The sequence below is a fragment of the Nonomuraea sp. NPDC003707 genome, assembly GCF_053587055.1.
The window spans coordinates 16,266-39,622 of record NZ_JBSFNK010000043.1; the positions used below are offsets into that span (position 1 = coordinate 16,266).

At 69.4% G+C, this 23,357-nt stretch carries 22 protein-coding genes and 1 pseudogene; 8 read left to right on the plus strand and 15 right to left on the minus strand.

The genetic code is table 11. The annotated features are described in order from the left end of the window. Window positions 1–10: 10 nt before the first annotated feature. Genes ACWDRB_RS57285 through ACWDRB_RS57295 form a run of 3 tightly spaced genes read right to left on the minus strand, consistent with a single transcriptional unit; the run spans window position 11 to window position 4,745 of the window. Window positions 11–2,440 carry a pentapeptide repeat-containing protein gene (locus ACWDRB_RS57285; RefSeq protein ID WP_449909641.1) on the minus strand — a complete coding sequence of 810 codons (2,430 nt, stop codon included), beginning with the start codon at window positions 2,438–2,440 and terminating at the stop codon, window positions 11–13. A gap of 59 nt (window positions 2,441–2,499) precedes the next feature. Next, a complete protein-coding gene (locus ACWDRB_RS57290) occupies window positions 2,500–4,005 on the minus strand; it encodes a DUF4127 family protein (RefSeq protein ID WP_449909645.1) in 1,506 nt (501 codons plus the stop codon). Between the two features lie 14 nt (window positions 4,006–4,019). Beyond that, window positions 4,020–4,745, minus strand: coding sequence for a GntR family transcriptional regulator (locus tag ACWDRB_RS57295; protein ID WP_449909648.1), 726 nt, complete (start codon window positions 4,743–4,745; stop codon window positions 4,020–4,022). A 107-nt stretch (window positions 4,746–4,852) separates the two neighbouring features. Here ACWDRB_RS57295 and ACWDRB_RS57300 point away from each other — a divergent pair, with 107 nt between their 5' ends. The 6 genes from ACWDRB_RS57300 to ACWDRB_RS57325 are packed head-to-tail and all read left to right on the plus strand — an operon-like array spanning window position 4,853 to window position 11,067. Further along, complete coding sequence (locus ACWDRB_RS57300) at window positions 4,853–6,127, plus strand: ABC transporter substrate-binding protein (RefSeq protein ID WP_449909651.1); 1,275 nt, start codon at window positions 4,853–4,855, stop codon at window positions 6,125–6,127. Then, window positions 6,114–7,016 (plus strand): carbohydrate ABC transporter permease, encoded by a 903-nt coding sequence (locus ACWDRB_RS57305; protein ID WP_449909654.1) that lies wholly within the window; start codon window positions 6,114–6,116, stop codon window positions 7,014–7,016. Before ACWDRB_RS57300 ends, ACWDRB_RS57305 begins: the two co-directional genes overlap by 14 nt. Continuing rightward, entirely contained in the window at window positions 7,003–7,815 is an 813-nt protein-coding gene (locus tag ACWDRB_RS57310) for a carbohydrate ABC transporter permease (RefSeq protein WP_364265426.1), read from the plus strand. The genes ACWDRB_RS57305 and ACWDRB_RS57310 overlap by 14 nt, the downstream gene beginning before the upstream one ends. Further along, the gene (locus ACWDRB_RS57315) at window positions 7,812–8,465 is read left to right on the plus strand and encodes an N-acetylmannosamine-6-phosphate 2-epimerase (protein ID WP_449909657.1); all 654 of its coding nucleotides are present in this window, start codon (window positions 7,812–7,814) and stop codon (window positions 8,463–8,465) included. The genes ACWDRB_RS57310 and ACWDRB_RS57315 overlap by 4 nt, the downstream gene beginning before the upstream one ends. Then, window positions 8,462–9,355, plus strand: a complete 894-nt coding sequence (locus tag ACWDRB_RS57320; RefSeq protein ID WP_449909660.1) for an ROK family protein — start codon at window positions 8,462–8,464, stop codon at window positions 9,353–9,355. Before ACWDRB_RS57315 ends, ACWDRB_RS57320 begins: the two co-directional genes overlap by 4 nt. Further along, entirely contained in the window at window positions 9,340–11,067 is a 1,728-nt protein-coding gene (locus ACWDRB_RS57325; protein WP_449909663.1) for a DUF4434 domain-containing protein, read from the plus strand. The genes ACWDRB_RS57320 and ACWDRB_RS57325 overlap by 16 nt, the downstream gene beginning before the upstream one ends. Window positions 11,068–11,273: 206 nt before the next feature. Here ACWDRB_RS57325 and ACWDRB_RS57330 read toward each other — a convergent pair whose 3' ends face one another. Together ACWDRB_RS57330 and ACWDRB_RS57335 are read right to left on the minus strand one after the other, a co-directional pair. Further along, entirely contained in the window at window positions 11,274–12,533 is a 1,260-nt protein-coding gene (locus ACWDRB_RS57330; protein WP_449909666.1) for an SMI1/KNR4 family protein, read from the minus strand. 293 nt (window positions 12,534–12,826) lie between these two features. Then, window positions 12,827–13,600 (minus strand): TIGR03084 family metal-binding protein, encoded by a 774-nt coding sequence (locus ACWDRB_RS57335; protein WP_449909669.1) that lies wholly within the window; start codon window positions 13,598–13,600, stop codon window positions 12,827–12,829. Between the two features lie 238 nt (window positions 13,601–13,838). Between ACWDRB_RS57335 and ACWDRB_RS57340 the strand changes: the two genes are divergently transcribed. Then, entirely contained in the window at window positions 13,839–14,126 is a 288-nt protein-coding gene (locus ACWDRB_RS57340; protein WP_449909672.1) for a hypothetical protein, read from the plus strand. 221 nt (window positions 14,127–14,347) lie between these two features. On the opposite strand, the gene ACWDRB_RS57345 is transcribed toward ACWDRB_RS57340, so the two are convergent. The 5 genes from ACWDRB_RS57345 to ACWDRB_RS57365 all read right to left on the minus strand — a co-directional run bounded on the left by ACWDRB_RS57345 (window position 14,348) and on the right by ACWDRB_RS57365 (window position 19,636). Next, a complete protein-coding gene (locus ACWDRB_RS57345; RefSeq protein ID WP_449909675.1) occupies window positions 14,348–15,796 on the minus strand; it encodes an MFS transporter in 1,449 nt (482 codons plus the stop codon). Then, complete coding sequence (locus ACWDRB_RS57350; RefSeq protein ID WP_449909678.1) at window positions 15,793–16,287, minus strand: SRPBCC family protein; 495 nt, start codon at window positions 16,285–16,287, stop codon at window positions 15,793–15,795. Before ACWDRB_RS57350 ends, ACWDRB_RS57345 begins: the two co-directional genes overlap by 4 nt. Window positions 16,288–16,400: 113 nt before the next feature. After that, entirely contained in the window at window positions 16,401–17,618 is a 1,218-nt protein-coding gene (locus tag ACWDRB_RS57355; protein ID WP_449909681.1) for an RNA polymerase sigma factor, read from the minus strand. Beyond that, the gene (locus ACWDRB_RS57360; protein ID WP_355196208.1) at window positions 17,615–17,950 is read right to left on the minus strand and encodes a YciI family protein; all 336 of its coding nucleotides are present in this window, start codon (window positions 17,948–17,950) and stop codon (window positions 17,615–17,617) included. The genes ACWDRB_RS57355 and ACWDRB_RS57360 overlap by 4 nt, the downstream gene beginning before the upstream one ends. A 921-nt stretch (window positions 17,951–18,871) precedes the next feature. Further along, a complete protein-coding gene (locus ACWDRB_RS57365; protein ID WP_449909685.1) occupies window positions 18,872–19,636 on the minus strand; it encodes a class I SAM-dependent methyltransferase in 765 nt (254 codons plus the stop codon). A gap of 583 nt (window positions 19,637–20,219) precedes the next feature. Between ACWDRB_RS57365 and ACWDRB_RS57370 the strand changes: the two genes are divergently transcribed. Then, complete coding sequence (locus ACWDRB_RS57370) at window positions 20,220–20,822, plus strand: dihydrofolate reductase family protein (RefSeq protein ID WP_449909688.1); 603 nt, start codon at window positions 20,220–20,222, stop codon at window positions 20,820–20,822. A 122-nt stretch (window positions 20,823–20,944) separates the two neighbouring features. Here the strand turns inward: ACWDRB_RS57370 and ACWDRB_RS57375 are convergent, their stop codons facing one another. The 5 genes and pseudogenes from ACWDRB_RS57375 to ACWDRB_RS57395 all read right to left on the minus strand — a co-directional run bounded on the left by ACWDRB_RS57375 (window position 20,945) and on the right by ACWDRB_RS57395 (window position 23,235). Then, the gene (locus ACWDRB_RS57375) at window positions 20,945–21,136 is read right to left on the minus strand and encodes a hypothetical protein (protein WP_449909838.1); all 192 of its coding nucleotides are present in this window, start codon (window positions 21,134–21,136) and stop codon (window positions 20,945–20,947) included. Window positions 21,137–21,226: 90 nt separating this feature from the next. Beyond that, window positions 21,227–21,371: pseudogene (locus ACWDRB_RS57380) on the minus strand (VOC family protein); the annotation flags it as partial. Between the two features lie 27 nt (window positions 21,372–21,398). After that, a complete protein-coding gene (locus ACWDRB_RS57385; protein ID WP_449909690.1) occupies window positions 21,399–22,334 on the minus strand; it encodes a hypothetical protein in 936 nt (311 codons plus the stop codon). 400 nt (window positions 22,335–22,734) lie between these two features. Then, window positions 22,735–22,914 carry a hypothetical protein gene (locus ACWDRB_RS57390; protein WP_449909692.1) on the minus strand — a complete coding sequence of 60 codons (180 nt, stop codon included), beginning with the start codon at window positions 22,912–22,914 and terminating at the stop codon, window positions 22,735–22,737. 3 nt (window positions 22,915–22,917) lie between these two features. Further along, entirely contained in the window at window positions 22,918–23,235 is a 318-nt protein-coding gene (locus ACWDRB_RS57395) for a hypothetical protein (protein ID WP_449909695.1), read from the minus strand. Between the last annotated feature and the right edge of the window lie 122 nt (window positions 23,236–23,357).

Consider the following 23,357-nt stretch of genomic DNA (forward strand, 5'->3'; position numbering starts at 1 on the left):
TCAGGCGGTGCTACGGCATGCCGGTGATCGCGCCGTCCAGGCCGGAGCGCTTGAGATCCAGCGTGCTCAGGTCGCATCCCCGCAGGTCGACGCCGTCCAGATCACACTCACGGAACGAAGTGTGGTCGAGGATCGCACCGGTGAAGACCGCATCGGTCAAGGTCGCCGGCTGGATCATCGCACTGCCCAGCCGAGTGAAGGCGATGGTCGCGTTGACCATCTCGCTGAAGCCGAACCCCGCCCTGGTGAGGTCGGCGCCGGCCAGATTGGCGCCGGTCAGGTCGGCACCGGAGAAGATGGCGCCGCGTGCGGAGGCTCGCGACAGATCCGCGCCGGCGAGGTTGGCACCGGCGAAGACCATCTTGTCGAGGTCCAATCCGCGCAGATCGGCGCCGGAAAGGTCGAGTTCCTCCTCCGGGTTGTCGGCGCGCCACTGATTGAAGGCGAACGGCCCCTGCCTCAGGATCCCGATAACCGTCGCCACGCCGGCCTCCCCGTCGAGATGCCCCACCCGCTCAGGACCGTCGGTGGTGTAGGCGTCGAGCGCGGCGACGTCCTCCCTCGCGCCGGCGAGTTCCGCGGCGAGCTCCTCATCGTACGGATACATGTCCGCCATCGCCTCCGTCATCGCGAGGCGGGTGCTCAGCAGTTTCAGTGCGTTGTCCCGATCGCCGTTGCCCTTGGCCAGGTCGGCGAGGCGTCGGAAGGCCAGACCGGCCTCCATGGCCGTTTGCGGGCTCGTATTCGCCTGGAAGAGCCGGGTACGGATCGCAGAGCACTCGGCCCAGATCTCGTATTCCTTGTCCTTGTGCTCCGGCAGGTCGAGCGCGCGGTACACCTCGCCGAGGTGCTGCAACGAGTTGGCGAGCCGCTGGTCTGCTTCCATGAAGGTCGGGTGCTCGGCCGCGAGCTCGTGGTAGATGTCCACGGCGACCGTGAGCACGGCCTCGGCCGCCACCAACTGGCCGTCGGCGAACCGGGCCTGGCCGCAGGTGTCGTGCGCGGCGCCGAGGCAGAACCTGGCCTCGTCGCGCTGCGGGTGGGTGACGGCCCACTCCTTGACGGCGGACAGCGACCGTTCGGCCACCTCTCGCGCGGCGCGCGGGAAGTTGTGCCGGATCAACATGGCGACCAGATTGTCACGGATGGGACGGTGATGGCCGTTGGCCGCCGACACGTACGGCGCGATCTCTCCCAGGAGCGCCATCCCCGCGTACTCGAAGTCTGGCTCCAGGCTCTCGATGACGGCGAGGACGAAGTGTGTCAGGTCCCCCATCCCGTCGACCGCCACCAGGTGCCGGCAGACCCCGACGTAGTCGTCGAACGTGCCGTCGCCGTGCGTGCGGCTGTAGTGCATGTTCATGGCGCGTTCGTGACGGTCGGCGATCGCCGGGCCCTGGTGCGGCGCCAGCATCTCCGCGATCCAGCGGTCGGCGACGTAGACGGTGTCCCCGTCCCACCCCTCCCACGCGTTGAGCAGTCCGAGCTCGGCGAGCCGGGCCGCGGTGGCCTGCACGCTGTCGAGCGCCGCCCGCCTGGGCTTCGGGCGCTCCCTCCGGTCCGGCTTGCTGGTGTCGCAGGCGATGGCCAGGTCGTACGCGGTGACGGGGAAGGTGGAGATCGCGGCCTGGAGCAGGGTCTCTCGCTGTTGCCCTGTCAGCTCGGCCATGATGAGGTCGGGCGGTGCGGCCCCCTGAGTCACGGCCGCGAGCCGCGCCCCCGCACTCTCGGGGTTCGCGGACAGCCAGGCGTCGACCAGCTGCAGGGACCGTGGATGCGCCGCGGTCGCGCGGACCACTCGCTCGCGGGTGACCGGATCCACTGTGGACAGGAAGGGCAGTCCGGCTGCCAGCTCGGTTCCCGCGGTGAGGTCCAAAGGGTCGAGCCGCAGGACACCGAGCCGGTTGCCCGCGGTCGACGCCGGTAGCGGCGTCCGGCTGGTCACCAGCACCCGGCCCCGGTCGGCGGCCTGGCACAGTCGGTCGAAGACCTCGCCGAAGCCGGGATCCAGGTAGCCCGTGCCGCCGAGGTTCTGGCCCAGGTCGTCGAAGAGCAGGACGAGGGGGAAGCTCTTCAGGAGTTGGCAGGTCGTCTCCAACATGGCGTCGTCCGACGGAGCCAGGCCGAGGGTCCCTATGATGCGCGCTTGTTCCGGGGAGAGCTCCTCGCCCCAACCTAAGAAGGCCTCTGTGACACCTCGGAACAGCGTTTGCGGTGCCCATCTGCCCACCACGGCGGCTGCTCCCCAGCCATCGGCCTGAAGCCGCCCGAGCACCTGGCGAGCCAGGGCGCTCTTGCCCGCCCCCGCGCCCCCGTTGATCACGAGCCCGGCCGGACCTGCGGCCAGCATGGTCAGCGCGGCCCGCAGGTCCGGCTGTCTGACCAGGCCAGGCGATCCGAGCCGCCGCACCTCCGGGCTCATGTTCGTTTCCCCGTTCACGATCGTCCTCCAACAGGCACGACGAATTTGACTGATCAAGCCCCCGAATTCGGGTGAGCTTACTTGATCGTCGGCGATCTCTGAGGCGATCTCTGAAATGAGCCGGTTGAGGGACTGAGGCCGCCGAGGAGAGCGTGCGGGCCGCGCCGCCGGACAAGCGTGAAGTCGATCTCGAAGGATCGGTTCCAGGGGAACGTGACGTCTTCGATCGTCCAGTCCGGGTCGAACCCGTGCAGGATCGGCTGGAGCTGCTCGCGGGCCGCGGCGGCGTCGGGGCCGGTGGCGCGGACGACGGCCTGGTAGCCGTAGTCCTCGGTGAGGCGGTGCAGCAGGAGGCGGCGGGCGGCCGTACGGTCGAGGGTGTGCTCCCTGGTCCCGACGACGGTCGCCACGGCCGCGGCGACCACCGAGCCGATCGTGTTGCCCGCGGTGTTCCAGCCGCCGTAGGCCACCAGGCCGTCCACGAGGCCTTCCGCCTGCAGCGCCGTGATCAGGTCCGGGTCGCCGCCGTTGGTGTGACGGACGTCCGCCAGCGCGACCGGGACGCCGGACTCGCGGACCGCGCGAACCGTCGCCGCGACCGCGGCGGGGTCCGGACCGGGCGGGTTGCCGAACCAGTCGGTACGGGCCGGGTCCGGGGTGTGCAGGACCAGGGCGACGTCGGCGTCCTGGCCCGGGGAAGCCACCTGGGCGCCGGCGGCGAGGATCTGCCGTCGCGCGCCCGCGCCGGCCGGCAGGTTCTCGTAGGCGGCGACGACGTCGAGCCCGGCCGGGTCGCCGCTGACCACGCCGATGCGGATCGGGCGGCCGTGCCGGGCCGCGAGCGCGCGGGCGACCAGCACCGCGCCGACCTCGTCCGCGCCCGGGTACATCAGCAGGGTGCCGGCCGGATCGAGGGCCCGGGCCCAGTGCCGCAGCCAGCCCTGCTCGACCGAGCCCGCCGAATGCACGGCCGTGTCGTCGGCGGTGATGAGCAGCGGGTCGACGACGCCTTCCGCGAGCAGCCGCAGGGCCTCCAGGTTGACGACGTGGTTGCGCAGGCGGCGCAGCTCGAAGTCGGCCCGGATCTCAGCGGGGATCCGGCCGGTGAGCTCGTCGGCGGGCGGCTCGTCTCCGGTGATGTCGGCCAGGTGCGCGCGGTGGAGCAGCCCGCCGTACGCGTGCAGCTCGCGGCCGAACCGCGGCCAGTAGGGCGGCTCCTCGTCGCCGTGGTAGCTGTCGCTGGCCCTGGTGACCAGCGAGACCGCCGCGACGGGCAGGCCGGGCCGGGCCTGGCGGAGCTCGCGCAGCACGCCGAGCCGGTCGAGGACGGTCAGTGTGTCGTCCGCGCTGGTCCTGGACGGGATGAGGCCGCCGTGCACCAGCGTCTCCAGGCAGACCACCGCGGCGTCGACGTCCTGGTCGAGCAGCCAGTCGCCGAGCGGCCCGGCCTTGCCGGGGATCCGCATGGACGGCAGCAGCCCGGCGTCGGGCAGGCTGAGCCGCGCGCCGGCGATGGCCGCGACGTCGGCGGGCAGGCGGGTGTTGACCGGGCGCTCGTCGAGGGGCAGCAGGGCGATGTGCATGGCGGTGGGACTTCCTACTGGGGGTCGCGGTAGATGGTGAGCTGGTAGGAGTAGCGATCTCCCCGGTAGAGCGAGTCGGCGCGCTCGATGGCCCGGCCGCGGGCGTCGAAGCCGGTGCGTTGCACCAGGAAGGCAGGGGAGAACGGCGGCGCGCCGAGGGCCTGCGCGTCGTCCGGATCCAGCACGGTCGCCTTGATCGTCTGCTCGGCCCGGTGCAGGGTCAGCCCGTAGCGGGCCGACAGCGCCTCGTACAGCGAGCCGTGCAGCTCCTCCGGCCCCAGGTCGTCGGGCACGAGCTCGCCGGGCAGGTAGCAGCGCTCCAGGCACATGGGCTCGTCGTCGGCGGTGCGGACCCGGCGGATGTGCAGGACCTGCGACGACGGGCTGATCTGCAGCGCGTAGCCGATGTCGGCGCCCGCCGGGATCCGCTCGCAGCCGACCTCGAGCGACCCGGGACGCAGGCCGCGCGAGCGCATGTCCTCGCTGAAGGAGGTCAGCTCGACGGACTTGCGGATGCGCGGCTCGCTCGCGAACGTGCCCGACCCCTGGACCCGGTAGACCCGCCCCTCCCGCTCGAGCTGGTCCAGCACCCGGCGCACGGTGAGCCGGCTGACCGAGAACTCCTCGGCCAGGCTCCGCTCGGTGGGCAGCTGCGCGTGCGGGGCCAGCTCGCCGAGCAGGAGGTCCACCAGGTGCTGACGGAGTTGCTCAGACTTGGCCGGGGGGCGTTCCGTCTTCATGGCCCAGGAGTCTAACCCAGAATTGGTGTACTCCAATATCTTGACCACTTCCCCTCGGCTGGCCTATACCAATCACAGCAATTACGGCATTTTCCGAGGAGCGAGAGATGAAGATCGTCAAAGTGGGCATGCCCTTAGTGCTCGTTGCCGCGCTGGCGGCCTGCTCCGGCAACGCCGCCGAATCCGGTGGCAAGACGACGATCACGTTCTCCTACCTCTGGTCCGGGCCGGAGGGCGAGGCGATCGAGAAGCTCATCGCCGCCTTCAACGCCGGCCAGAACAAGATCACCGTGAAGGGCGTGTCGAGCCCGGACGCCCAGAAGCAGCTCGCCTCGATGTCCAGCGCCAACGGCACCTTCGACATCTCCGACAACTTCGGCAACACCGTCGGCTCGTGGGCGGCCAAGGGCGTCCTTGCCCCGCTGGACGACCTGCTCAAGGGCCAGGGAGTCGACACGGGCGCGTTCGCACCCGCCGCCATGGACCAGATGCGCTACAAGGGCCAGACGTACGCGCTGCCGATCGCCGTGCACACGTTCCAGCTCGTCTACAACAAGAAACTGCTCACCGCGGCCGGGGTCCAGCCGCCCACGACCATGGACGAGCTCGCCGCGGCCATCCCCAAGCTCACCAAGACCGACGGCAAGGGCGCCATCACCCAGCTCGGCCTGGGCAACCCCAGCCTCTCGACCTCCATCACCACGCTCGGCTACGCCTTCGGCGGCACCTGGGACGGCACCGAACCGGCCAACCCGGCCCCGACCCCCGGCGATCCCGGCAACCTGGCGGCGCTGAGGTTCTGGCAGGACAACATCACCAAGAAGTACGGCGCCGACAAGGTCAGCGCGTTCAAGGCCGGGTGGGGCCAGTACATGTCGGCTCAGGACCCCTTCTACACCGGCAAGGTCGCCATGGTCATCGACGGCGAGTGGCAGGCCGTGTCGATCCCGAAGAACGCGCCCGGGCTCGAGTGGGGCGTCAGCCCCATCCCCGTCGCCCGGCCCGACCTCGACGGCACCACCCAGCTGACCGCGAGCACGCTGTTCATCCCGGCCAACTCCAAGCACCGGCAGGAGGCCGCCGCCTTCCTGAAGTACATGGTCTCGGAGAGCGCGGCGCGCGAGCTGAGCCTCGCCCTGGGGAACCTGCCCGCCCGTACGGGCCTGGCCGGCGACCCCGCGTACGCGAAGATCGCGAACTTCGACGCCTGGCTGACGGCGATGAAGTCGCCCAAGGTCCGCTCGCTGTCCAGCGCACCGTACGCCGCCGAGTACGCCACCGACCTCGAGAGCGCCTTCGACTCCGTCGCCAGGGACACGGCGACGCCCGAGGAGGCGATGGCCAAGGTGGCCGGCCGGGCGTCGGGTTATGCGAAGGGCTGAGGGGAGGGGGCTGGTCAAGGGGCTGGCGTTCGCCTCCCCCTTCCTGGTCGGGTTCGCGGTGTTCATCGCGTACCCGATCCTGGCCTCCTTCCGCTACAGCTTCACCGACTTCAACCTGTTCCAGGACCCGCAGGGTGTCGGCCTGGCCAACTACACGAGGATGCTGGGCGACGAGCGGCTGTGGCAGAGCCTGGGCAACACGCTCTACCTCACCGCGCTCGGCGTCCCGCTGACCATCGGGATCGCGCTGGCCGGGGCGCACGTGCTCAATCTGCCGGTGCGCGGGCAGCCGCTGTTCCGGGCGCTGGTCTATCTGCCGACGATCGTGCCGGTCGTGGTCGGCGGCTACCTGTGGCGGTGGCTGCTCAACGCCCAGTACGGCTTCGTCAACTGGGGGCTCGGCCTGCTCGGGCTGCCCGCCCCGCTGTGGCTGGAGAGCCCCGACTGGTCGCGGCCCGCGATCGTGCTGATGTCGCTGTGGACGGTCGGCGGCACCATGGTCATCTATTTGGCGGCGCTCAAGGACGTGCCCGCCGAGTTGTACGAGGCCGCGGCCATCGACGGGGCCGGGACGTGGCGCCGGTTCCGGCACGTCACCTGGCCGATGTTGTCGCCGATCACGCTCTTCCAGGTCATCGTCACCTTCATCGGATTCCTGCAGATCTTCGCGCAGCCGTACCTGCTCACGCAGGAGCGCCTCAACACCAGCAGCGGCGGCCCGGGGGACACCATGCTCAGCTACTCCATGTACCTGTTCCAGAACGCGTTCGTGTTCCTGAAGATGGGCTACGCCTCGGCCATGGCGTGGGTGCTGTTCCTCGTCACGCTGATCATCACGGCCCTGCTGCTGCTGAGCTCGCGCAGGTGGGTGCACTATGGTTCGCGCTAACGGCCGGCGGCTGGCGGTCGCCGGGCTCGTGCTGCTGTTCGTCTTCCCGTTCCTGGCGATGCTGAGCACGGCGTTCAAGCTGCCCGGCGACATCTTCCACGCGCCGCCCCGGCTGCTGCCGGCCGAGTGGACGTGGGACAACTTCGCCGCCGCCTTCGAGCAGATCCCGATCTGGCGTTACCTCGGCAACACGCTGTTCATCTCGGCCGCCAACGTGATCGGCACGCTGCTGGCCTGCCCGCTGGTCGCCTACTCGCTGTCGAAGGTGACGTGGCGTGGGCGCAGCGCGCTGCTTGCCGTGGTGCTCGCCACGATGATGTTGCCGCCGCAGGTCACCATGATCCCCGTCTACCTGCTGTGGAACGGGCTGAACGCGGGCGACACGTACTGGCCGCTGATCGCCCCCGCCTTCTTCGGCACGCCGTTCCTCATCTTCATGATCCGTCAGTTCCTGATGAGCGTGCCGAACGACCTGATCGCCGCCGCCCGCCTCGACGGCGCGAACGAGCTGCGCATCTACTGGTCGATCGTGCTGCCGCTGGCCCGTCCCGCGCTGGTGACCTCCGCGGTCTTCCAGTTCGTGTGGACGTGGACGGACTTCCTCAACCCGCTCATCTACCTCAACGACAGCGAGAAGTACACCTTGTCCATCGGTCTGTACGCCTTCTTCGCCGAGCACGACGTCGCCTGGGGGCCGCTGATGGCCGCCTGCGTCATGTTCACGATCCCCGCCCTGCTGATCTTCATCGCCGGTCAGCGCTACTTCGTGGGCGGCGTCTCCACGGGGGCACTCAAATGAAGGAGCTGCGCGGCGGGCTGGTCGTCTCCTGCCAGGCTCCGGCCGGGCATCCGTTACGCGATCCCGAGGTGATCGCCCGGCTGGCCGAGTGCGCCGTGCTCGGCGGGGCGGCCGGGCTGCGGGTCAACTCGGCCGAGGACGTCGCCGCGGTGCGCCGCCGTACGACATCGCCGGTCATCGGCCTGCACAAGGTCAGGCACGGCCACCGGGACGTGATCACGCCGACGCTGGAGCTGGCGGCCGGGCTCGCCGAGGCCGGCGCGGACATGATCGCCGTGGACCTCACGCCGGAGACCCCCGGGCCGGGGCTGAAGCTGATCGAGGAGATCCACGCGCTGGGCCTGCCCGTCATGGGGGACGTCTCGACCCTCGACGAGGGCCTGGACGCCTGGGCGGCGGGCGCGGACGTCGTCGGCACCACGCTGTCCGGCTACACCGCCCGCCAACTCCCCACGCCGCACGACCCCGACCTGCACCTGGTCGGCGCGCTCGCCTCGCGCGGGGTGCGGGTGATCGCCGAGGGCCGCTACCGCACCGAGCAGCAGGTACGGCAGGCGTTCGCGGCAGGCGCGTGGGCCGTCGTGGTCGGCGGCGCGATCACCGACCCCATCTCCATCACCCGGCGCCTGGCCACCGCGGCATCGCGATGACGCCGCTCGCGCTGGCCGTCGACATCGGCGGCACCAAGATCGCGGCTGGGCTCGTGGCGGCGGACGGCACGCTCGTCGAGCACCGCAGGACGGCCACCCCCGCCGGTCCGGAGATCCTCGAGACCGTCTTCGAGCTCGCCCGGCCGCTGGTGAAGCGGGCCGCGGTCTGCGGGATCGGCACCGCCGGCACCGTCGATCCGCGGGGGCGCATCGCCTCGGCGACCGACCTGCTCACCGGCTGGGCGGGCACCGACGTCAAGGGCGCCGCCGAGCGCACGCTCGCGCTCCCCACGGTCGTCCTGAACGACTGCCATGCCGCCGGAGCCGCCGAGGCGCGGGCCGGGGCCGCCCGCGACGCCCGTACGGCGCTGGTCGTCGCCATCGGAACGGGCATCGGCGGCGCGGTGTGCGTCGAGGGCCGGGTCCGGACGGGGGTCTCGGGAACCGCGGGCAGCATCGGCCACCTCCCCGCACCGACGACCGCGGGCGTGCGCTGCTCGTGCGGAGCGCTCGACCACATCGAGGCCCACGCGTCCGGACCCGCGATCGAACGCGCCTACCGGGAGGAGACCGGTCAGGCGCTCCCGCTCACCGAGATCGGCCGGCTCGGCTCCCACGTGATCACCGACGCGGCGACGCTCATGGGCCGCGTGCTGGCCGGCGCCGCCAACCTGATCGACCCCGACGCGATCGTCATCGCGGGCGGGGTCTCGATGCTCGGCCCGGCGCTGCTCCGGCCGATGGAGGCCGCCTACCGCGCCGAGACCCTGCCGGGCCCGTCCGCCGCACCGATACTCCCGGCCTCACTCGGTACGGACGCGGGGCTGGTCGGCGCGGGCCTGGAAGCCCTGTCCCATCTCGAGAACGGATCGTCATGCGCCGCGTTCTAGCCGTCTTATCCCTCGTCATGAGCCTGCTGGCCGTCGCGGGCCCCGCCGGTGCGGCAACGTGCACCGCCACGCCGCGTTTCGCCGGGTCGTTCCTGCAGCCCGGCCTCGGCGACACCTGGACCTCCGCCACCTGGGACCAGGAGCTCGGATACCTCACCCGCGCCTGCATGAGCCAGCTCGTCCTGCAGTGGACGGCCGACAGCAAGGCCGGGACTGCCGTCTACCCGTCCGCGCTCTACGGCCAGTCCACGACGACCGACGTGGTCGGGGCCGCCCTCTCCACCGCCGACCGCGCGGGCATGACCGTCTACCTGGGCCTCCAGGTCAACGACGACTGGTGGAACACCTACGCCAACGACCCAGCCTGGCTCGACAACGAGGCCACGATCGCCAACAACCTGGCCGACGACCTGTGGGCGAAATACCGGACCCACGCCTCGCTCGCCGGCTGGTACCTGTCGTTCGAGGTCGACAACTGGAACTTCACCACGACCGCGAGCCAGAACGCGATGGCCGCCTTCTACAAGAAGGTCGCCGACCACCTGCACGCCCTCAGCCCCGGCAAACCCGTCGTGATCTCCCCGTTCTTCAACACCGCCGGCGGGCTCACCACCGCGCAGTGGCAGAGCATGTGGACCACGATCCTGGCCACGAGCCCGATCGACGTGATCGCCCTGCAGGACGGCGTCGGCGCGGGACACGCCACCGCGGGCCAGCTCGCGGCCTGGTTCGCGGCCACCAAGAACGCGATCACCGCCGCCCGGCCCGCCACACAGCTCTGGGCCGACAGCGAGACCTTCAACCTCGACTTCCAGCCGATGCCGATCAAGGGTGTGGTCGACGACCTCCAGGCCGTGCAGCCGTACGTGAGCTCCTACTGGAGCTTCTCCTACGACCACTACCAGAGCCCCCTGCAGGTCGCGCCCATCTACGACCGGACCTACCGCGACTACCTGGCCACCGGGTCCGTCGAGTCGACCGCGCCCACCGCGCCCTCCGGGCTGACCGCCACCGCCACCGACCCGCTGACCGTCACGCTCTCATGGAGCGCCGCGACCGACGCCGTGGGCATCGCCGGATACCGGATCACCAGGAACGGCACGCCGGTCAAGACGTTGTACGGCACGGCCACCACCTTCACCGACGCGGGGCTGGACCCGTCCACGGCCTACACCTACACGCTGCGGGCCTTCGACGCGGCCGGCAACCAGTCGGCCGCGAGCGGCTCGGCCTCCGCCACGACCCCGGCCGCGCCGAGCAACCCGGTCAACCTGGCAGCGGGCCGGCCGTACACGGTGTCGCTCGCCGCCTCCCCGTCCTATCCCGACGGCGGTGGCGAGCTGACCGACGGCGCGTACGGCGCGGCGTCGTACGGCGACGCCGCCTGGCAGGGCCGCAACACCGGCGCCACCTACTCGATCACCGTGGACCTCGGCGCGCAGAAGACGATCAAGGAGCTGCGCAGCGACTGGCTGCAGACCAAGAGTGTCTACATCTTCTTGCCGAAGAAGGTGACCTACGAGGTGTCGGCCAACGGATCGTCGTACACGGCGGCCGGTTCCGTGGCCGCCCCCGCGGCCGGGGACGCCGACCAGGCCCGCACGTACCGTCTCCTCGGGCTGAACACCACCGCCCGCTACGTCCGGATCACCGTCGAGCCGGCCGGCAGCGCCTGGTCCTTCACCGACGAGGTGGAGGTGCGCACCACCTAGCCGGATCAGCCGTCGTGGACGGCTGAGGATTCCCCCGGCTACGACCGCGCACGGCCAGTTGCGCCTTGACGGCGGACGCCATCGCCGCCGTCAAGGAGCAACGACTCAAGGAACTCGTGGACATCTACGCCGCCGTCGCCGACCACGGGCCGACCCGCCGCAACAACGACACCCTCACCTGCTCAGCGGCCCATCCGGGCGCTGGGTCAGGCTGTTGGCGAAGGCGGCTCGTCATGAACGGTGACCCAGTCTGTGGAGAGCGGCCACTCGCGTTCGGGGCGGCGGGGGTGGATGCCGACGACGGCCAGCGGCGGCAGGTCGTCGAGTTCCGACAGCTCCCGCCATTGGTCCTGGGTCACCTCCAGGTACCGCAGTCCCTTCAGCTCGGTCACCGTGGTGATGTCGGCGACGGATGCCGCCGCGATGTCCAGCGCCCACAGGTTCGGCACCGTACGGAGCGGAGCCAGTTCGACGGGCCGCGCGCAGGTGATCGACAGCGAACGCAGCTCCCGGTTTCGGGCCGGCGCCGTCAGGTCGGGCGACTCCACATCGAGCTCCAGATACTCCACCGGATGGCCGCCGAGTGGGGTCAGGTCGGGCGAACCCTTGCTCGACAGCGCCAGCGAACACACGTCGGGCACCGCGGCGAGGAACGCGCAATCCTCCACGTCGACCACCCGGACCTCCTGCACACGTGGACCGGCCTGCATGGCCTGCGCGAGGGAGGGCCGCCTGTCACTGTACGTGGAGTGTTCGCCGGGCAGATCCGGCAGGTCCGCGTCGATCCACAGGCTCCTGTCGTGATGGCGGTAGTCACCGCGTTCCAGCGCTTCCACCAGACGGCGCAGGAACGTGGTCACCGAGTCGGTGACGTACGTCGGCCCGTTCGTGTAGTCGACTCCGACCTTGATGACCTGTCCGGGACGACCGTTCGGCCCGGGATCCAGGTCCACGGCGAGCCAGTTGCCGCCGGTGTCGAACGCGAACCGGATCCAGCCCGGACGCAGCGGCGACCTGCGGACGGTATTCGGGGGCTCGGTATCGAACACCGTCTGCCGCCAGGGTTCGTACTGCCATTCCTGTGCGATGTCGAGCCACTCGTCATCCTGTTCGCCGATCTCGGAAAGAGGGAGCCACTCGTGCCGGTCGAACAGCGGGTTGACGAGGTCACCGTCGCCGTCGGCGATGCCGTACAGCGCGCGGAGGTCTGGAGGCAGGACAACGCCGAGCTTCTCCTCCACCGCGGCGAGGTCCTCCTCGCTCGCGGGCTCGGGGAGTTCCTCCTCGTATCCGAGGATCTGCGCCATCAGCCGCCGGTAGTGGTGCAAGAGCCGTACGGCCTCGTCCGGATCACCAGCGGGAACCGCATACGCAGGCCCTTCCTGCTCGTCACCCCGATCGGGCGGAACGAAGTCCTCATCGATCACATAAAGGGACGGCGGCTTCTGCCGGGAGGATGTCGCCATGCCACCGCAACCTAGCACCGCCCTGGCACAGGTACGTCCCTGTGCCAGGAGAGCTGACACCGACTCGCGCCACAGAGGCAATTCAGGATGAGGCCGATGCCGGTGCGCTCGTGGCAGTCACGGAGCTGTTCGAGCGCGGCGGTCTGGAAGCGTCGTCAGGGGCGTCGGTGATGCGCCCGCGATCGCCTTGCGAAAGCCGGCGTGGCAGGTCGTCTCGGCGTCGTGCGAGGTGCGCACCACGCAGTGCCGCCCGGTCTGCGATGGGGCGGCCCCGGCCGGGGCCGCGCCCAGCGTCAGAGGAAAACGCGAGCGATGTCAAGCCACGTCTGCGCATCGTCGCCGACCGCCGTGAGGTCGGTCTGGGCTCGGGACCTGCGGTGGGTGACTCGAAGGCAGAAGTCGAGGGCACTGCCCTGAACCCGTTGCACGGCATCTTCTGGGCCCCATGCCCAGTTTTGGCCGTCGGGACCGGTCAGCTCGACACGGAACGGCCCTGCCGGAACAGGCAATTGGGCAGCGTAGAACGACAGCTCTCGCCCCACCACGCCCAACGAGGCCACATGCCGGAGCCGACCTGTCGGACGGCGTGAGACACCCAGCGCATCGAAAACGTCCTGCCCGTGAGCCCACGTTTCCATCAGTCGAAGCGGCACCATGAGGGCTGTGGTCAACTGCGAGCCGTACCACGGAACCCCATGGTCCAGCGGAACGTCACGTAGCGCCGCCGCCACCTCGGTTCGACCGGCGCGCCATTGCTCCAGCAGCGCCGATCGCGGTTTGGCCGCTCCCGCGGCGGCGTCGAGATCAGCGTATTGGCTGCCCGCGGCCTCCGCCTGCTTCAGCACAGCGTCGAACGCCTCCGGGGTCCGAATAGCGATGAGAACGTTCGCATCAGCTGAAGCAAGATGAGCGATCTGGTGGGCGATCGTCCACCCCGCTGCCGGAGTAGGCGTCGACCAGTCGGCCTGCGCTGATACCAGGGCGTCGAGCTCATCCCCTTCAGCCACCAAGTCGGGCAGAGCAACGTCGAGCTCAATGCCGGACATATCAAGGCCGTAGTTCAACATCGGTGTCACCTTCACACATTGACGGCAACGGGTTTGTCCCGTTCGGACGGGTAAAGTTGATCTAGCGTTGTCAGGCTATCTGAGGTTGATCAAGGCAAGCCGAACTATCGGGTCCAGCCGAGAAACAGGTAAAACCGGCCATGAGTCGATCTTGAGAACGTGCGGCATGCCCACTGCAGGCCCCGGGTTAGGGGTACTTGATACCCGGCGCTGGCTGCTGCTCCGCGAGGGTGAGACGGTGCATCGCGCCGACGTGGCCATCATGTCGCCCTACCAGGAGGACAAAGTACGCCGCTTTGGCGACTACATCTACGACCTGAACGGCCCGCTGGAAGGCATGGAGGTACAGCTCGACCTCGGGAGGAGGCGGCCTGAGACGGGCCTGCCGCCGCGCACGGGGCGGCTGGCCCCGGTGTCAGGCGCTGTGCCCGGCGGGCCAACCGTCGAGGCTGAAGGCGTGACCGTGGCGGTAGGCGTCGATGCCGGTGCGGATGTAGGTGACGGACGTCGTCGGGCAGGTCGTTGAGGTCGAACCAATCGAGCTTGCCGCACTTGCCGGGCTCGGCGTTGACAAGCTCTCCCGTCCAGCGGGTGGCGGCGAAGAAGACGCCGAGGCGGGCCTGGCCGTTGGGGTCGGCGTGGTGGCACAGGTGCACGAAGGCCAGGTTGTCGTCACAAACAATGATGATCACGCGGTGGCCGTCCCCGTCCCCAGCGTGTGCGGGTGCAGGCCGGGGCGGCAACCGGTTAGGTGCCGCGCCGGAATCCGGTTGCCGCGGTGATGGCTCCGAGACCGGCGAGGACACCGATAGCGGCGAATGCGGTGTGGAAGCCGTCGAGGCCGGTTCCGGCTACGAGGACTGTGGATACCGCGGCGACGCCTGCCGCGCCGCCGATCTCGCGCATTGTCTCGAGCAAGCCCGATACGAGTCCTGACTCCGATTCGGTGGCACCGGACAGCGCGCCGATCTGGAGCGAGGGCCCGCAGACCCCGAAGCCGAGTCCGGCGACCAGGAACGCCGGAAGCAGGTCGGTGAGGTAGACGGCGTCGGCGGGGACCCGAGTAAGCCACACCACTCCGACGGTCACCAGCGTCAGGCCGGTTACCAGCAGACGCCGGACGCCCACGGCGGCTGCGAGACGGCCTACGGCCCACGCGACCCCGAACCCGGTCGTTGTCGTGGCCAGCCACGACAGACCTGTTCGCGCTGCTGAGTAGCCGAGTTTCTGCTGCATCAGCAGCGATCCGAGGAAGATGAACGAGAAGAACGCGCCGAATGCGAGCAGCGCGGTGAGGTTCGCCGTGACGAGCGTGCGGTTCCTCAGCGCCCCGGCCGGCACGAGCGGGGCTGGTGAACGCTTCTCCGACCACACGAACACGGCCATCAGCACGCCGGCCGCGATGAACCACGCCAGTGTGCCGGCGGAGGTCCATCCGTGGGTGGAGGCATGGTGGAGTGCGTAGACGAATGTCAGCAGTCCGCCGGTCACCGTGCTGGCCGCTGCGACGTCGAGCCGCCCGGAACGGCCACGGGGCTCATCGGCCGCAGGACAGGTGATGGCGAGTGCGATGAGCGCGAGGCCGGCGGGAACGTTGATGAAGAACGCCCACCGCCAGCCCGGACCAGCGGCAATGAGACCGCTCGCGACAACGCCCGCCGTTCCGGCTACTCCGCCGACGGCTCCGGCGATGCCGAGAGCCCGATTGCGTTCCCGCCCTGCACGGAAGGTGACAGCCAGCAGCGACAGGATTGCCGGTGCGATGAGTGCACCGCCCAACCCCTGGAGCCCACGCGCCGCGATCAGCACGCCGCTGTGCTGCGCCACGCCCGCCACCAGCGACGCGGCGGTGAACAAGCCAAGGCCGGCGAGCAAGACGCGGCGTCGTCCAAGCAGATCGGTCATCCGGCCACCGACGAGGAGGAATCCGCCGAGCAGGAGACCGTAGGCGACGACAACCCACTGCAAACCGCCTTGGCTGATGCTGAGGTCTCGCTGGATCGAGGGCAGGGCCACGTTCACGATGGCGATGTCGAGGCCCACCATCGCCATGGCGGCGCACGCCAGTACCAGTACGAGCCGTTGGCGAGGGCCCGGCTTCTGCTGGCGCGTGGAGGTCAGCGGACTAGCGGCGATTTCCACGGGGCTTTGCGCGTCAGACATGGGTGCGGTGTCTTTCAGTTCGCGGCGGTTCACCGGCGGTAGCTCACAATGGGCTGACCGGCGCCGGTGGTGAGCAGCTGCGGCAGGCTCTTGGTGATGAAGAAGGTCCAGGCGCGCGAGCACGCTTCGAAGCAGGCGGATTCGGCCGCGGTGAGGCCTTCGTGCGTGAAATGCAGCGTCGTGCCCTGCGCGTCGGTGGTGATGTCGAAGATGACGTTGGTGTCGGTCCACTCGTCACGGTCGTCGAGGCCGGTGTTGTCGGAGTCCACGACGTGCCAGACCACCCGCCGGCCGGGCACGAACTCGGTGATCTGGAACCGGGCGAAACGGAGGCCCTTCTTGGCTCGGACGGTCTCACCGGCGTATTCGCTGTCGTCGGTGAAGACGAACTCGTCGTGCAGGGCGGCAGAGTGGCCGATGAGGTTCTCGCTCCACCAGCCGCGGACGTTGGTAATGGCCTCGAAGACCTGCTCCGGCGTCCGGTCGACGGTCATGGTGGCGGTCAGGTACTCGGTGTCCGGCATCGTCCTTGCCTCTCTCTTGGGTGGTTTCGCCCCACCGACGAAGGAGGCCGCCCGGGATCGACATCGACCGGGAAGAAACTTCGAAAATTCGGCCGCGATGGCCTTTGCGCTGGTCAGAGCTCGGAAAGACGACCCGTCAGATAGCGACGTTCGGCGTCGGTCGGCGCCAGTTTCAGCGCCTCCTCGTAGGATGTCGCGGCCTCGGCGAGGCGGCCGTCCCGGCGGAGAAGATCGGCCCGTGTCGCGGGCAGCAGGTAGTAGCCATCGAGCTCGCCGGACTCGGTGAGATCGTCGACGAGGGCGAGTCCGGCGGGGATGCCGTCGGCCATCGCGACCGCCACGGCGCGATTGAGGTCCACCACGGGAGATGGCGCCAACCGCATGAGCTCCGCATAGAGGGCGGCGATCTGCGGCCAGTCGGTAGCCGCGGCGTCGGGCGCTGTGGCGTGACAGGCGGCAATCGCGGCCTGCACCTGATACGGCCCGGAGCGCCGCACGGCCAACGCGTCGTCAAGCGTCGTAAGGCCTTCGGCGATCAGCGCGCGATCCCACTGGGATCGGTCCTGGTCCTCCAACGGGACCAGCACGCCGTCGTCGATGCGATGCGCGCGCCGGGCCTCGAGCAGCAACATCAACGCCAACAGGCCGCGCGCCTCAGGCTCGGTCGGCATCAGGCGGACCAGCGTCCGGGCGAGGTGGATCCCCTCAGCGGCCAGTGCCCTGCGCCCGTCTTCTTCGTCGTAGCCCTCGTTGAAGATCAGGTACAGCACCGCGAGGACAGCTGTCAGCCGCTGCGGCAGGAGCTCCGCCGGTGGAACCCGGTACGGTATCCCGGCCTCGACGATCTTGCGCTTGGCGCGCACCAGGCGTTGCGCCATCGTCGGCTCGGCGGTCAGGAACGCCTTGGCGATCTCACCCGTGCTCAGCCCCGCCAGCGTCCGTAGCGTCAGGGCAACCCGGGCAGGGAACGGCAGCGCGGGATGGCAGCACGTGAAGATCAGCCGCAACCGCTCGTCCGGAATCTCCTCAGCCGACGGCTCGATCGGATCCCGCTCCAGCACAGCAAGCTGCCGCAACTTCGCCGCCCCCGCCGTGTCCCGCCGCAGCCGATCGGTCGCCCGGTGACGGGCCGTCGTCGTCAGCCACGCACCCGGGCGAGCCGGAACGCCATCGCGCGCCCACGTCGCCAACGCGGCGGCGAACGCGTCCTGCGCGCAGTCCTCCGCCAGGTCCCAGTTCCCGGTCAGCCCGATCAGCGTGGCGACCACTTGGCCCCACTCGTCCCGAAATGCCGCATCGACCGCGGCACGAACCGCCTCCGGCGCGGTCATTCCCACACGGGGCGGACCTCGACACAACCCCGGCTCGCGTAGGGGTGCCGTGCCGCGATCGCGATCGCCTCGTCCAGATCGGCGCACTCGATGATGTCAATACCGCCGATGAAGTCCTTCGTCTCCGCGAACGGGCCATCGGACACCAGCGTCTCCCCATCGCGGACACGGACCGTCGTCGCATCCGCCACCGGACGCAACCGCGCACCACCGAGAATGGCTCCCCGCCGATCCACCTCCGCCCCATACGCCTGATGCGCCGGGTCCGCCGCAATCTCCTCCATGGACGGCGACACCTTCTCATCGTCACAGATCAGCAACACATACTTCATGAGGCCACTATGCCCGACCCGCCCGATCCGCTCGAACGCCGCACCTCTGCCAACGATCGCCGATACCGCCGCGGTCGCGGGCGGCAGAGTGCTGGTGATCCGACCGCCCGGCCGTCTTGACCCTACTTCCGAGATCGACCCAATCTCGGAAGCAGACTTCCAGGTGTGACTTCCGAGATTGCGTACTCCGGCCCCTCGCAGGTGCCCTGATCCGCTTCCGAGATTACGAAGCACCGTCCGGGCGCCCGCCCACCCGGCCCGCCTGGAGACCACCCGCCGCTACAGCTTGCGGTCAGGCCAAGACAAGGAAGACGCCCCTCAAGCTGATCACGGTTGACCGCTGACCGCTGACCGCTGACCGCCTGCCTGCCTGCCTGCCTGCCTGCCTGCCTGCCTGCGGAAACAGGTACCAAGATCGACTCATGACCGGTTTTACCTGTATCTCGGCTGGACACTCTGGTGTAGACCAGACCGGCTGATCAACGTCCTGATACGGGTGAGCGTCCATCGTTGGTCCTCCCAGCCGGGCCCTTGGCCATGTCCGCCGCCACCGCTGCACCGACCGGACGCTGACCGCAGGTCCTTGGCGATCAGCGCACTCGCCTCATCCCGAGCGAACCGCTCCGCGGCCTGGAGCCGTAACCCCTCGCGAAACTCCTGGCGTTCGGCGTCAGCCCGCTTCCCTCCGGTGACCGCAGCGAACGACCAGCCGTCATTGTGACTTGGCGCTTCAGCTGGCAGGCGAGTTGATCTCGCCGCCCGAATCGACCGAGACACCGCAGCCCAACCCGCCCGGGGCCAATGGCACATGACATGTCGGGTGTCGTCAAGGCTCCGCGTCAGGATGAGGCGAGGACGCAGAACTCGTTGCCCTCCGGGTCAAAGTCCCGTCTGCCCGGCGCTGTGTGGTGCGCACGCTCCCTAGGGCATTCCGGGAGGGACGGGCTCCGCGGTATCGCGCCGCGCCACGAACACGAACTCCCTGCCCGGACGGTCGGGTGCGTCGCGTACGTCCTCGACGACGAAGCCGTGCTCGTGCAAGTCCCGCTCGATCTCCGTACGTTCGCGGAAGCGAAGTGTCGATTCCGAAGTCAGTACGTCCCCGTCCGCAGCGAACACGTGCGTACCCCGGAAGCTCACCAGCGGCAGGCTCACGTCCGTCAGCTCGGCCCAGGTCTCGACATGCCCGACGCCCGGGATGTCCGTCATGCGGTACGTGGTCTCGCGCGTCCACGCCGCCCACTCCTCCCACACGCGCTGCGCCGGATCGCGCGTCTCGAAGACAAGCCGCCCGCCGGGCCGCAGCGCCTCGTACGCGCCGCGCAGCGTCGTACGCCATGCCTGCGGATCGGCGATCGCCTGGGCGACGTTCCCGGTCATCGTCACCAGGTCGATCTGCATGGGCGGCAGGTCCCCCGCATCGCCGTCGAGCCAGCGCACCCGCTCCGCGCCCGGCTTGCCACGCGCGACGTCGACGGACGCCCGCGCGGGATCGATCCCGGTGACCGTAATCCCGCGCTCGGCGAGCAGCAGCGCGAACACGCCCGTACCGCACCCGACGTCCAGCACGGACCGCGCGCCGAACTCCTCCGCCATCGCGAGATACGCGTCGAGATCGCTGCGGTCCGGATCGAGTGGGTCGTAGATGGCGGCGAGGCGCGGATGCCCGAAATTTGCGTCAATCATGGCGGTGAACGTATGTGGCCCCGAGCCCGCGCGGCCACTGCTTTTTCGGGTTACGGCGCCAAGCGGGCGCGGCGAAGTGCGCCGCTGATCCCGGCGCCCCTTCACCAGAGGCATAAGAATCCGCAGTCGGTGTCCACTCGATCCAGGACGCCACTGGCGGAATTCACTGTTCGCCGGGTGACATATGCATCTTTTCGCCAGCGAGCTCGTAGCACAAGGTGGACGTCATGAATCAAATCATCGCGGCTAACTCGGTTCTCCTAGACGGCTTCGTCACCGGTCCTGACGCCCGGTCCGGTCGAGATAACGGTCGACGGCGGCCGTGACCAGGAGGCGGCAGGGTCGACTATCCCCACCTCCCACCGCACCCCGGGGGCGGCGAGGTTGAAGCCGTGCCAGGCGGCAGTGCGTGGGAGGACCTGAAGCGCAACGCGGTCGAGGTGAGTCGAACAGCCAGTCCAGGCCACGAAGTCGCCTGATGTCCGGTAGTCGAGAGCGCTACCAGCGTTACAAGCCGTGAAATCAGTTCGGTGGGCCGGTCGAACCGGCCGTCGACCAGACCAGCGAAAAGAGAACCACGATCATGAAACTGACGACCACCACGCAAGTCTCCGTCGACGGGGTGATGCAGGGAAACGGCCCGTCGAAGGAGGAGCGCATGGCCGGATTCAAGCGCGACGGGTGGGCCCTGCGGCACTTTGACGACCAGGCCGGAACGCTCGTCAACCAGATCTACCAGCGTGCCGACGCGTTCCTGTTCGGCCGGTGGACGTATGAGTTTTTTGCCGGCTACTGGGGGACGATGGATCTGGGTAGCGGCCCCATCGCGGATGCCTTGAACACGCGGCCCAAATATGTGGCATCGACCACGCTCACCGAACCGCGATGGGCGGACACGACCGTCCTGTCCGGAGACGTCGCAGCCGCCATCGCAGAGCTGAAGGACAAGCCTGGGGGTGAGCTGCAGGTGCACGGCAGCGGCAGACTGATCCGCTGGCTGCTGGAGAACGACCTTGTCGACGAGATGAATCTGCTCATCGTCCCGGTGGTCGTCGGGCAGGGAACGCGGCTGTTCCCCGACTCCGGCCCGGACATCGCGCTCGACCTGGTCGACTCGCGCGCTTTCCCGAAGGGCATATCGCTCCAGGTCTACCGGCCCACCGGACGCCCGCAGTATGCAACGTGACGACCTGGACCCCCTATGGTTTCGGCGAGCCCCGTGGGCTGCTGGCCGCGGACTGGGTCTCCGCCCGAAATCGCTCTTGGCGACTCGTTTCTTTTCGACTGAACGCCGTGGTCGGCCCGCTGTCAGGTGCGGTAGCGGCGGGCGGCGGTGTCAGGGCTGACATCCAGGATGCTGGCGATCTCCTCCCAGGTGGCTCCGGCCGCTCGGTCGGCGGCGACGGCCGCGGCCAGGACGGCGCGGGCCTGGGCGAGCAGGGGCAGAGCGGTGGTGGAGTCGACCGACATCAGCCAGTTGATCTCGTCCCCTGCACGCAAGCTCTCGCCGCTACCGAGACGCCGCAGCCCAACCCACCCGAGGCCATGGCACATGACGCGTCGGGGTGTCGTCAAGGCTCCGTGGCACGATGGGGCGAGGACGCAGAACTCGTTGCCCTCGGGGTCGGTGAGGACCGTCCACGGCACTTTGCCCTGGCCCACGTGGGTGGGCGTCGCACCGAGAGCCTGGAGGCGCGCGACCAACTCCCGCCTGGTGGGCCGCAGAAGTCGTGGCGGGACACCACGAGTGCAACCTCAGTGGCTAGCACGTCTGTAAAGACAGGACGCGGGCTGCGCCCTCGACGTTGATCTCGCCGGCGATGGAGAGGGCCAGGTGGGTGAAGGTGGGGGCCAGCCGGGTCAGCGCTTCGAGGGGGTCGCCGTCCGTCTCGTGTTCCTGGATCTGCAGGCTCTTGATCTTCAGGCTCTCCAGCTGGGGGAGGATGGGGGAGCCGGCGAGCGCTTCGAGGGTGCCGAAGTTGCCGGCGTCGAACTCCGCGCGGCTCAGGTCGAGGTGCCGCAGGGCGGGGTAGCCGGCCGGGTCGAGCTCGTCGAGCTGCTCGATCGGGCACTCGGTGCCGAAGACGTCCGAGCGGATCTCCAGGGCCAGCGTGACGACGTTGGGCGCCTTGCGCGGGAAGACCGCGCCGTCGGCGAGCACCGCGCCGCGCAGCCGCAGCTCGGTCAGCGAGGTCAGCGTGTCCCCGTCGATCTCGTCGAACAGCAGTCCGCCCTCGGCGGTCAGCTCCCGGAGCGCCGGCAGCGCGTCCCACAGGCCGTTGCGCGAGTCGTCCGTGAAGCCCTCGTGCAGCCGGCTCAGCGGGTCGATCGCAGCGTCGGTCGAGGTGGTGCTGTGCTCGTACAGATAGGTGAAGTCGTGGCCGAAGTACAGGCTGGTCAGCCGCTCGCGCCGCTGTGTGGCGAGCGCCCGCGCGGCACGGCGCGCGGAGTGGTGGAAGTCGGTGAGGTGTAACTCCAGCCGGCGCAGGTCGGCCGCGGCCGGGTCGGTGAGCAGCGCCTCGATCAGCGCGGCCTCCCACAGCTCCGGGTCGGTCGCATCCGCGCCGAGCCGCTCCACCAGCGCGCGGCGGCCGGAGGCCGTGTGCGGCGCCAGCCGGAAGACGGCCTCGTCGAGCCGGCCGCCGGACCAGGTGAGGTGCCAGGAGCGGTCGGTGCTCAGTCCGTCGAAGTCGATCACCACGGCATCGTAGGCAGCGGGTACGACACTTTCAGCCGTCCCGGCCAGACGGAGCCGACCGAGCGCGACGAACGGGTGATCCGCTACGGGAGTGGAGTACGGGGGTGCTACCGGGATACGGCGGGAATGGGCCGCCGGAGGGGCCGACTTGGCTGAGTCGATGCTCTCCGGTCTTGGGCCGACCGGCCCGCCGACCAACGATCGCCCTGCCGACCAATCGACCGACCGACCAATCGACCGACCGACAGTGCGGCCAGGCTCGGTCGCACCCGCCGCGGTGCCGACGGCAGGTGGCCTCGCGCCGTCTGCGGTCCGGCACCGCGGCGGGTCTGCCGCTCCCAGCCCGCCGTAAGTTCTTCAGGACGGCCGGCTCGGCGCCGCTGAGGGCGTCCGGGTTCATTCAGGCGGTGTCCTGCGCGAAGCCGAGCTCGTTGATGAGGTTGCCGCCGAAGAACGTCGCATAGACGGCGTCGGCGTCGAAACTCGCCGGCGGACGGCCGAGCAGGATCTCAAAGGCGCCGGTCAGCTGTTCTTGCCACGGGCCCGAAGTGTTGGCAGACGCGGATATAGGCCGCACCATTGATCAGCGTGGGCGGCTGAGGGCGGCCTCGGCCAGATCCGTCCACGTCTCGGCCGAGGAGTGGGGCACGACCACCCAATCCTTCATGGCCCTGCCCTGCCCCGAGGGGTCGAACAGGGACGAGCCGGCCAGCTGGAGCGCGGCGGTGTGTTCGGGGGTGTCCCTGACCAGCCGGAACACCATCGCGCCGTCGCGCTGCAGGCTCGCGAACACCTTCCCCGCCTGATCTTTGAGCGCGGGACTCCCCATCATCCTGGAGATCCGTACACCCAGGTCGGCCAGCTCGGCGCCGACCTGCTTGAAATCCTCTTCCGCGCTCATCGTCAGTCAGTCAGTCCCAAACTCCATGGCGGTGTGGCCGAGCAGCGCGGCCCCCGCCTTCCGGCAGAACGGCGATCAGGGTAGTCGTCCTGGCGGTACCGATCAAGGCCGGATGCGGAGTG

Bases quoted from the DNA above. Each gene is read 5' to 3' on its own strand.
- ACWDRB_RS57395 (WP_449909695.1), bottom strand. From the start codon at position 23,235: ATGAGCGCGGAAGAGGATTTCAAGCAGGTCGGCGCCGAGCTGGCCGAC.
- ACWDRB_RS57330 (WP_449909666.1), bottom strand. From the start codon at position 12,533: ATGGCGACATCCTCCCGGCAGAAGCCGCCGTCCCTTTATGTGATCGAT.
- ACWDRB_RS57300 (WP_449909651.1), top strand. From the start codon at position 4,853: ATGAAGATCGTCAAAGTGGGCATGCCCTTAGTGCTCGTTGCCGCGCTG.
- ACWDRB_RS57370 (WP_449909688.1), top strand. From the start codon at position 20,220: ATGAAACTGACGACCACCACGCAAGTCTCCGTCGACGGGGTGATGCAG.
- ACWDRB_RS57315 (WP_449909657.1), top strand. From the start codon at position 7,812: ATGAAGGAGCTGCGCGGCGGGCTGGTCGTCTCCTGCCAGGCTCCGGCC.
- ACWDRB_RS57325 (WP_449909663.1), top strand. From the start codon at position 9,340: ATGCGCCGCGTTCTAGCCGTCTTATCCCTCGTCATGAGCCTGCTGGCC.
- ACWDRB_RS57310 (WP_364265426.1), top strand. From the start codon at position 7,003: ATGGTTCGCGCTAACGGCCGGCGGCTGGCGGTCGCCGGGCTCGTGCTG.
- ACWDRB_RS57355 (WP_449909681.1), bottom strand. From the start codon at position 17,618: ATGACCGCGCCGGAGGCGGTTCGTGCCGCGGTCGATGCGGCATTTCGG.
- ACWDRB_RS57335 (WP_449909669.1), bottom strand. From the start codon at position 13,600: ATGTTGAACTACGGCCTTGATATGTCCGGCATTGAGCTCGACGTTGCT.
- ACWDRB_RS57290 (WP_449909645.1), bottom strand. From the start codon at position 4,005: ATGCACATCGCCCTGCTGCCCCTCGACGAGCGCCCGGTCAACACCCGC.
- ACWDRB_RS57295 (WP_449909648.1), bottom strand. From the start codon at position 4,745: ATGAAGACGGAACGCCCCCCGGCCAAGTCTGAGCAACTCCGTCAGCAC.
- ACWDRB_RS57360 (WP_355196208.1), bottom strand. From the start codon at position 17,950: ATGAAGTATGTGTTGCTGATCTGTGACGATGAGAAGGTGTCGCCGTCC.
- ACWDRB_RS57390 (WP_449909692.1), bottom strand. From the start codon at position 22,914: ATGGTGCGGCCTATATCCGCGTCTGCCAACACTTCGGGCCCGTGGCAA.
- ACWDRB_RS57350 (WP_449909678.1), bottom strand. From the start codon at position 16,287: ATGCCGGACACCGAGTACCTGACCGCCACCATGACCGTCGACCGGACG.
- ACWDRB_RS57320 (WP_449909660.1), top strand. From the start codon at position 8,462: ATGACGCCGCTCGCGCTGGCCGTCGACATCGGCGGCACCAAGATCGCG.
- ACWDRB_RS57305 (WP_449909654.1), top strand. From the start codon at position 6,114: ATGCGAAGGGCTGAGGGGAGGGGGCTGGTCAAGGGGCTGGCGTTCGCC.
- ACWDRB_RS57365 (WP_449909685.1), bottom strand. From the start codon at position 19,636: ATGATTGACGCAAATTTCGGGCATCCGCGCCTCGCCGCCATCTACGAC.